Raw genomic sequence first — 6,494 nt, forward strand, 5'->3', positions numbered from 1 at the left:
AACATCTTGTTAATTGCTCGAATACGCAACTTCACCACGACAAATCGTCATGACAATGTTAAATTCTCCGTCTACAACCACTAAATCCGCATCTTTTCCTTCTCGAATACTTCCCTTTTGATTATAAACCCCGATCTGCTTGGCAGGATTGACACTTGCCATTTGAACAATGTCTTTTACGGAGCAATGCGTGAACGTCATCATGTTTTTCGCCGCATCTCTCAGCCGAATAATACTTCCTGCTAGCGTACCGTCTGCTAAAGTCGCTTTATGATTTTGAACAATAACATCTTGACCACCTAGATCGTATACTCCGTCATGCAAGCACTTCGCACGCATCGCATCTGTAACAAGGAGTAGGCCTTGAGATCCCTTATTTTGAAAAGCAAGCTGCACGCTTTTTGGATGGGAGTGGATGCCATCAACAATCAGTTCTGCTTTAACGTCATCGTGAAGTAAAACAGCTCCTACAACACCTGGCTCTCTATGATGAAAAGCTCGCATCTGATTAAATAAATGTGTCGCATGCTTCACACCAGCTTTGAAGCTCCCAACCGCCTGTTCATATGTGGCATGCGAATGACCAATGGAGGCCATAACTCCCTCGGAATGGAGGTACTCTACAAGCTCTATTCCGCCTTCTTCTTCAGGAGCTAGCGTCACAAGCTTAATATGCCCTTCTGCTAAAGCTTGCCATCTTTTAAATAGTGATACGCTAGGTTTCTGCACATGATCAGGATGCTGTGCTCCGATTTGATTTGGTGAAATAAATGGCCCTTCAAGATGAACGCCTACCACCTCAGCCTTTCCTCGTTGAGAACGTTTTTTGTACGTTGAAACATTTTCTAGCGCTTTCTCAATCGCCTGACTAGAGGACGTCATCGTTGTAGCTAAAAAACTTGTGGTCCCTTCTCTTGGAAGAGCTTCTGCCATCTTCTCAAGAGCTTCCGGCGCCCCGTCCATCGTATCTGCGCCGTTAGCGCCATGAATGTGAACATCAATAAACCCTGGTAGAACGCTATGCTCTCCTTGAAATGAGAGCGTTTGATCAACGGCTTCATCTTTGGGGCATGCTTCGTAGGAACCATACTCCTTAATCTTACCTTCTTCTATAAGAAGGTATCCATTTTCTATTTCTTCTGTTTCGGCATACACTTTTATATTTTTTAATAACGTTTTCATTCTCTAAATCCTTTCATCGACTCTTTTACTTATTGTAACAACTCAATATATAGTTGTCTATACCAGTTAAAAATATGAATTTTCTTGATATTTGGTTCATTGCGCTCAATGCACAAAAAACGCTTGTAACATCATATACTTACATATATGATTAATAATGATTTATAACACGGAAAGGAGTGATATTGGTTGAATAGTCGTAGCTCGGAGCCTGATCCGGTCATATGTATCGAGGAAGTTCATGTAATCAGTACAAGACATCAAGTTGTTATTCACCAGCACTCTTTTACTGAGTCGTTAGCTTCCTCTGTTTAATTCGAGGAGGTAATAGAATGTTAGAAATTTACAAAACAAATGCCGATGGCAAGCTTGAACAAATGAATCAAATAGTAAATGGCTCCTGGATCAGCCTCGTGAATCCAACCAACGAGGAAATTAACGAAGTACTTGAAACCGTTAATGTTCCCATCGACTTCCTTCGTGACCCTCTTGATGATGAAGAACGTTCACGTATTGAAAAGGAAGATAATCACGTCTTAATTATCGTTGACTATCCTTATGTTACTCAAGATGAAGCTGGTTCAACGGTTTATGAAACCATCCCAATCGGTCTGATTATTACCGATGACTACTTTATTACCGTTACGCTAAAAGAAACGCCTATTTTAGAAGTGTTTAAGCACAGTAAGATGAAACAATTTTATACAAATAAAAAGACCCGCTTCGCGCTTCAGCTTTTATACATTATTTCTACTTACTTTTTACGTTATCTCAAACACATTAACAAAGAAACAGATAAAGTGGAAAAACAGCTTCATAAAGCGATGCAAAATAAAGAGCTGTATGCATTTTTAGGTATTGAAAAAAGTTTGGTCTATTTCACGACGTCTCTTAAAGCGAATAAAACGGTACTTGATAAGCTTATGCGCTTTAACTATGTGAAAATCTATGAAGAAGACCGTGACTTATTAGAAGACGTAATTATTGAAAATACGCAGGCCATTGAAATGGCTCAAACGTACAGCACGATCTTAAGCAGCATGATGAATACCCTCGCTTCCGTTATTAACAACAACGTAAATATTGCGATGAAGTTTCTTACAACCATTACCATCATGCTTTCATTCCCTACCATTGTTTTTAGTTTCTTTGGTATGAATGTTAAATTACCGATGTCAGACTCGCCGCATGCATTTTGGCTTACTTTCGTTATTTCTATTATTTTATCCAGCTTGACGGCCCTGATTCTTCGGAAAAAACGATATATGTAAACAAAGCCGCTTGGAACCTCTCCAAGCGGCTTTGTTTATGTATACAATTATTTAAAAATTACGGCGATGATTTCTTCCGTTGTCATATCGCTTTGAACGACATACGTGCCAGGACGTAGTTTGTTTTCTACGCCGCGACGCTCCACCTCTTTATAAAACTTGAAGCCGCTCGGAACAATTTTCGCCCGCTGAAGCTGTGTACCAACATCAACAGCAGTCATCCCTGAGGAAACGTTCACAATCGTTCGATAAGCCGTCGCTTTTTGCGCTGTTTCCGTTTTAGGCGTTTGGGTTTGTACAGGCGCTTTTTGAGTGCTTGCTAGCTTTTGATCCCATTCAGCCTGTGTTTGCACCACGAACCCGTTCTCCTCTAGTTCTGCTTTCATTTCGCTCTCTGATAAAACCTTTGTTTCTTCCTTTTTACTATTGGAAGCTTCGGACTGCGGACCAAAGAAATAGACAGCACTCATTGCCGTTGCTGCTACAAGGAGACCACCGGCAAAGCTGCGTAACGTATTAGGAGTCATTGTGTCAAAAAGCTCCTTTCCTCTTTCTTCTTTTTATCATACGGTGATAAAAGATCTTCCACTTGCTCCGGTGAGAACGTTTTGATCTTACGTGAGATACTTTCATATGAATACCCACGCTGATTCATATCAAGCATTTCACGAAGAACAATTCGCTCTTCTGACTCTAAGTCCCATGCTTTTGATTGATGTGCGGTAATAGCTGAATCTAGCTCTACTTCCCGAATACGATCTTGCAGATCGTTGACCTCTCGTCCAAACGATAGTGTCATTTGTTCTAAATTTTGTTCCATTTGCGAATGCGACTGTCTCGTTCTACGAAATGATAACAGCAACAGTATAATAGCCACAGCAAATAAGATAGCGATAAGTACCCCCATCATAAATCCTCCTTTGTACAATCTGTAAATGATTCATAATGAATTATACCTTTACTTTTTACATTTTTCGACTAAAAACGACAATTGCAACCAATAGTCCTAATCTTTCATAGAACAAAATCTCTATTTATGAAATAAAACAGAGTCTTTTATCGTTTTTTACATTCTGTCAAAGACGACAAAAGAAGCCCTGCTTGTCGAACAGGACTTCTTTTACTCCTTAAAAAACATTAAATTTCAAATACTTCCTCAAGATGATGTTTTAATTTAGCCTTAAAATGATCCATGTTTGGATTTTTCACCACGTCATGAATCGAAAATGTTGGCAGTGGGCTCATACCAATGTATTGATTCATTTTATGAAGGTGGAAAATCGCTTCATCAAGGCTTTTGCCTTCATAAAACGCATTCGGATTGTCAAAAATTGCCTCCGGTGCGTTCCACGTTAAAGAATACATGTATTGTTTATCGGTGAATTGACCACCTTGTCCATAGCGCGTGGAGCCTTTGAAGAAAATATTATCCATATACACTTCGTCAATATAGTGCTTAAACTTCCCTGGAATGCTGAACCAGTAAACAGGTGTTTGCATAATAATCATATCTGCCCACTTCCATTTTTCAATTTCTTCTTCAACGGAATAGTGATCATCCACAATCGTTTGTTTTAGCTCAAATTTACTTTTCAGCAGCTCACTCATTTCCTCAAAAATCGTTTGGTTTAACGTTCCTTTGGACTTTTTATAAGCTTCATGTCCATTAATGATTAAAATATTTTTCACAACTCTCCACTCCTTCTTCACAAAATCGCTATTAGCTCATAGCTTTCTCTTTATAATGAAGGAACATTCTTTCATTGAGAAGTAGACACTATAAAGTGCTTTAGGTACTTATTGGTTTGTTACGTACCATCTGGTGCCTGCCGAACGAGGGATGGTTTTCTCTTTATCATCCATTCTTCCGATCAAAACGTTTCATTTTTCTTCTGACGAGGTAGAACATTAGTGGATATTTTTAGCCTATTCATCCTATTTTTTGATATGATGGAGAAAAGATTTCCATTTAATTTGGTATAAACTGGATAAATCCAGGCTCTATACATACATTTGTTTGAAGGGGGACAAGAGGATGGTTGATGGAAAAGTAGTATTAATTACAGGAGCAGCTCAAGGAATTGGGTATCAAATTGGGGAAAAGTTTGCGGAAAACGGCGCAACCGTTGTTTTAACAGATTTGAACGAAGATGGTGTCAAACAAGCTGCAGAAAAGCTTTCTTCAAAAGGCTTTAACGCCTATGGGATTAAAGCAGACGTAACAAGCGAACAGGATATTACCAACATGATTGATGAAACGGTATCACGCTACGGACAGCTCGATGTGCTGATTAACAATGCTGGCATGCAGTTTGTTTCACCTATTGAAGAGTTTCCAACTGAAAAATTTGAGCTACTCACAAAAATTATGCTCGTCGCCCCGTTCATGGCGATTAAGCACGTGTTCCCAGCAATGAAAAAACAAAAATTTGGACGTATTATTAATATGGCTTCTATTAATGGTCTAATTGGTTTCTCAGGAAAAGCTGCCTATAATAGTGCCAAACACGGGGTAATTGGTCTCACAAAAGTCGCTGCGCTTGAAGGAGCTGAACATGGCATCACCGTCAACGCGATTGCACCCGGCTATGTAGATACGCCTCTTGTCCGCAACCAGCTACAAGATTTATCAAAAACGAGAAATGTTCCGCTTGAGAGCGTACTAGAAGACGTTATTTATCCGTTAGTTCCTCAAAAGCGCTTACTAGATGTTGAAGAAATCGCAGACTACGCTCTGTTTTTAGCAAGTGATAAAGCAAAAGGAGTGACGGGACAAGCGGTCGTAATCGACGGTGGGTATACGGCTCAATAAGAAAAAAGGGGGCGGTCATCCGCTCCCTTTTTCGTTTACGCTGTTTTTTCTTTTTTCACGCTCTCAGGCAATAACCCCACAGCAATCAATCCGTTTAAAATGCCATCTTCGTCACAGGATGTCGTCACCATGTCAGCTGCTTTTTTGGCTTCTGGAACACCATTCCCCATGGCAATCCCTGTACCAACCGTTTCCAACATTTCAATATCATTTAATGCATCTCCGAACGCATAGCTGTTTTCTAGCTTAATACCAACCTGCTTCAGCATTTGTTGGATACCAACCGCCTTTGACCCTCCTGCCGGAAGAACATCAAGCGCATAATCGCCCCATCTAACGAATTTGTACGCTGGATATTGATCCACATACCACTTCTCAGACGCTCGATCACAGTATAAGTGAGCTTGATAAATCGGTGCTCGTTGATACAGCGTTCCGTCAATCTCTGGATAGTTAATATCTAAGTGAGCATAGCTGTTTTCAATGTTTGGATTTCCAGGTTCATTGACCTTCACATGTTCATGATTACAATAGCCTACCGCATGACCCTTTTCCGTTGCTCTCTGCGTTAGCTCGTGTAGCCATTGTTTGTCTACAGGATTCTCGTATATTTCCTTTCCTTCAAAGACAACATATTGGCCGTTGATCGATACGTATGATTCAATATCTAATTCCTCTCGAATCCATTGAAAAGTAGTTGGCACGCGGCCTGTCGCAATCGCTACGTATACGCCGTTCTCTTTTAATAACCGAATGGCTTGCTTAGTCGATTCTAAAATCGTTTTTTGATGCGTCAATAGCGTTCCATCTAAATCGAAAAATACAATTTTTTTCATGATTGATCTCCTTTATCGTCGTTCTTAATTCAAAGCATACGGTATGAAATGCATTTCAGATCAACCCTTTTTTAAATATTTTTTCATTTTTGATTGAGCCTGGCGAAAATTTGTATCATAAAATAAAAATAGAACAGACACCGAGCGAGGCCAATGAAAATCTTCGGCTTTTTCTTCGTTCTTTTTCCCTAGTTTTCCTTCATTAGCTTTAACATTCTTTTAAGTTGACGGTAAAAATGGCCCCCTGCATTTCCATGCCAACGATACCCGATGACTACATCATACCCGTGTCTATGCTTTCATTCGCTATTCTTCCCGTCAATTTTAGACCGTTCCTTGGATTTCTCCTTAAAGTATGCTTCTCTTTGAAAAGGTGCTTGTTTCGTATGTTCC

At 39.8% G+C, this 6,494-nt stretch carries 7 protein-coding genes; 2 read left to right on the forward strand and 5 right to left on the reverse strand.

Going from position 1 to position 6,494, the window contains the following annotated elements:
• Positions 1-9 precede the first annotated feature (9 nt).
• Complete coding sequence (nagA, locus tag AMD01_RS18875) at positions 10-1,182, reverse strand: N-acetylglucosamine-6-phosphate deacetylase (RefSeq protein ID WP_053403007.1); 1,173 nt, start codon at positions 1,180-1,182, stop codon at positions 10-12.
• Positions 1,183-1,514: 332 nt separating this feature from the next.
• Between nagA and AMD01_RS18880 the strand changes: the two genes are divergently transcribed.
• Complete coding sequence (locus AMD01_RS18880; protein ID WP_053403008.1) at positions 1,515-2,453, forward strand: magnesium transporter CorA family protein; 939 nt, start codon at positions 1,515-1,517, stop codon at positions 2,451-2,453.
• Positions 2,454-2,500: 47 nt separating this feature from the next.
• Here the strand turns inward: AMD01_RS18880 and AMD01_RS18885 are convergent, their stop codons facing one another.
• From AMD01_RS18885 to AMD01_RS18895, 3 genes are all read right to left on the reverse strand, one after another.
• Positions 2,501-2,980 (reverse strand): hypothetical protein, encoded by a 480-nt coding sequence (locus tag AMD01_RS18885; RefSeq protein ID WP_053403009.1) that lies wholly within the window; start codon positions 2,978-2,980, stop codon positions 2,501-2,503.
• Complete coding sequence (locus tag AMD01_RS18890; RefSeq protein ID WP_245638982.1) at positions 2,977-3,363, reverse strand: hypothetical protein; 387 nt, start codon at positions 3,361-3,363, stop codon at positions 2,977-2,979. The genes AMD01_RS18885 and AMD01_RS18890 overlap by 4 nt, the downstream gene beginning before the upstream one ends.
• 227 nt (positions 3,364-3,590) lie before the next feature.
• Positions 3,591-4,142 carry an NAD(P)H-dependent oxidoreductase gene (locus tag AMD01_RS18895; RefSeq protein ID WP_053403011.1) on the reverse strand — a complete coding sequence of 184 codons (552 nt, stop codon included), beginning with the start codon at positions 4,140-4,142 and terminating at the stop codon, positions 3,591-3,593.
• Between the two features lie 346 nt (positions 4,143-4,488).
• Here AMD01_RS18895 and AMD01_RS18900 point away from each other — a divergent pair, with 346 nt between their 5' ends.
• Entirely contained in the window at positions 4,489-5,265 is a 777-nt protein-coding gene (locus AMD01_RS18900; protein ID WP_053403012.1) for a 3-hydroxybutyrate dehydrogenase, read from the forward strand.
• 35 nt (positions 5,266-5,300) lie between these two features.
• On the opposite strand, the gene AMD01_RS18905 is transcribed toward AMD01_RS18900, so the two are convergent.
• Positions 5,301-6,101 carry a Cof-type HAD-IIB family hydrolase gene (locus AMD01_RS18905; RefSeq protein WP_342667005.1) on the reverse strand — a complete coding sequence of 267 codons (801 nt, stop codon included), beginning with the start codon at positions 6,099-6,101 and terminating at the stop codon, positions 5,301-5,303.
• Positions 6,102-6,494 lie beyond the last annotated feature (393 nt).

The sequence above is a fragment of the Priestia koreensis genome, assembly GCF_001274935.1.
GTDB lineage: Bacteria > Bacillota > Bacilli > Bacillales > Bacillaceae_H > Bacillus_AG > Bacillus_AG koreensis.

Excerpts from the sequence above, each read along its gene's own strand:
- nagA (WP_053403007.1), bottom strand. The coding sequence starts at position 1,182 with ATGAAAACGTTATTAAAAAATATAAAAGTGTATGCCGAAACAGAAGAA.
- AMD01_RS18885 (WP_053403009.1), bottom strand. The coding sequence starts at position 2,980 with ATGACTCCTAATACGTTACGCAGCTTTGCCGGTGGTCTCCTTGTAGCA.
- AMD01_RS18900 (WP_053403012.1), top strand. The coding sequence starts at position 4,489 with ATGGTTGATGGAAAAGTAGTATTAATTACAGGAGCAGCTCAAGGAATT.
- AMD01_RS18905 (WP_342667005.1), bottom strand. The coding sequence starts at position 6,101 with ATGAAAAAAATTGTATTTTTCGATTTAGATGGAACGCTATTGACGCAT.
- AMD01_RS18890 (WP_245638982.1), bottom strand. The coding sequence starts at position 3,363 with ATGATGGGGGTACTTATCGCTATCTTATTTGCTGTGGCTATTATACTG.
- AMD01_RS18880 (WP_053403008.1), top strand. The coding sequence starts at position 1,515 with ATGTTAGAAATTTACAAAACAAATGCCGATGGCAAGCTTGAACAAATG.